Below are 1,308 nucleotides of genomic sequence, written 5' to 3' on the forward strand. Positions count from 1 at the left end.
GGTTCTTCACCCAACTCCGGGGAAGGCTGCACGGATTTTGAGGAAGAAATAGGCGTCGTCTCGGTATCCGTAGGCGACGCGCTTGATGACCTTGATCTTGTTGTTGATTCCCTCGACCAGATTCGTTCCAAGGGGCCATCGGCAATGAGCCAGGATGCCTGGCAGATAGGGCTGTAGGCGACGGACAAACGTTCGCAGGGGCTCCAGGCGGCTACGCAATGCGCGCTGTCGCCAGCTCTTCCACGCTTTTGCTGCCCAAGCCTGGCTACGGTAGCGCCAGAGCTGCTTCAAGTCGTCTTTCAGCACATAGCTCGTCAATAGGGCCTTGTTGGCAGCCAGCAGCTCCTTGAGCTTCACTCGTTGATCGGCCGGGACGTTCTGCCGGTTGCGCAGCAAGAGCCAGCGAGAGGTCTTCACCACACGCCGGGCAGGTTTGTCCTGACGCAGCCTGTTGGCTTCATCCACGCGGACCCGGTCGATGACCTCCCGACCGTATTTGGCCACCACATGGAACAGGTCGTAGACCACTTCGGCGTTTGGGCATTGGGCTTTCACTTCCAGGTCGAATGCCGAATTCATGTCCATAGCAACCGCCTGGATGCGTTCGCAGCCGTCCTTTCCGAGTAGCTCAAAGAAGGGACGTACGTCTGCGCGGCTGCGTCCTCGACCGACCCAAAGCACGCGCTTGCGTGATGGTTCGACCACCACCGTGGCGTAGCGATGCCCCTTTTGGATCGCAAACTCATCCATCGCGATCACCCGGACGTTCGATAGGTCCACCGGACCCAGCGTCCGCACCAGATGCCTGAAATCAAGCGCCTTGACCGTCTTCCAGTTCAGGCCATGCCACTTTGCGGTGGCATGGATGGAGGCCGTGGCACACATGCGTGCCACGCTCTGCGCCAGCCGTTGTGTTACCCGGGCATGTCGCTCCAGCCAATCCAGATGCTCAAGTTTTGGCCCGCAGCGAGGACAGGCCAGCCGCTGGCGCTGGACTTCCAGCTCGACCGGCTCATCGAACACGGGTAGATCACGGACCCGCCGGAGCGTCTGGTCATGGATGGCCACCACCCACTTGCCACATCCGCTACAGCGTCGGCGGCGGCGTGAATCAGGCAGCAGCGAAAGCACCAGCCAAGTGGCTCCGCCACGCGCCTCCCGCCGCCATCCATCCAGGCGATATCCCGCCCAGCATCCCAGCAACGGCATACAATCCAGCTTGGCCACGGCCGGCCCCAGTTTGTAGTCTCGACAACCACAATCTAGCGGGTCGGCCGTGAGCCTCTCCCCTCAGATGGGAGAAGAACC

General features: G+C 61.2%; 1 protein-coding gene. It reads right to left on the reverse strand.

From position 1 onward, the window contains the following. Positions 1-6: 6 nt before the first annotated feature. Positions 7-1,209 carry an ISL3 family transposase gene (locus EKL94_RS22110; RefSeq protein ID WP_440087504.1) on the reverse strand — a complete coding sequence of 401 codons (1,203 nt, stop codon included), beginning with the start codon at positions 1,207-1,209 and terminating at the stop codon, positions 7-9. Positions 1,210-1,308: the final 99 nt, after the last annotated feature.

Origin of the sequence: Stenotrophomonas maltophilia, assembly GCF_003970865.1 — a bacterium.
Taxonomy (GTDB): Bacteria; Pseudomonadota; Gammaproteobacteria; order Xanthomonadales; family Xanthomonadaceae; genus Stenotrophomonas; species Stenotrophomonas maltophilia_AR.

Coding starts and splice junctions, on each gene's coding strand:
- EKL94_RS22110 (WP_440087504.1), bottom strand. CDS start 1,209: ATGCCGTTGCTGGGATGCTGGGCGGGATATCGCCTGGATGGATGGCGG.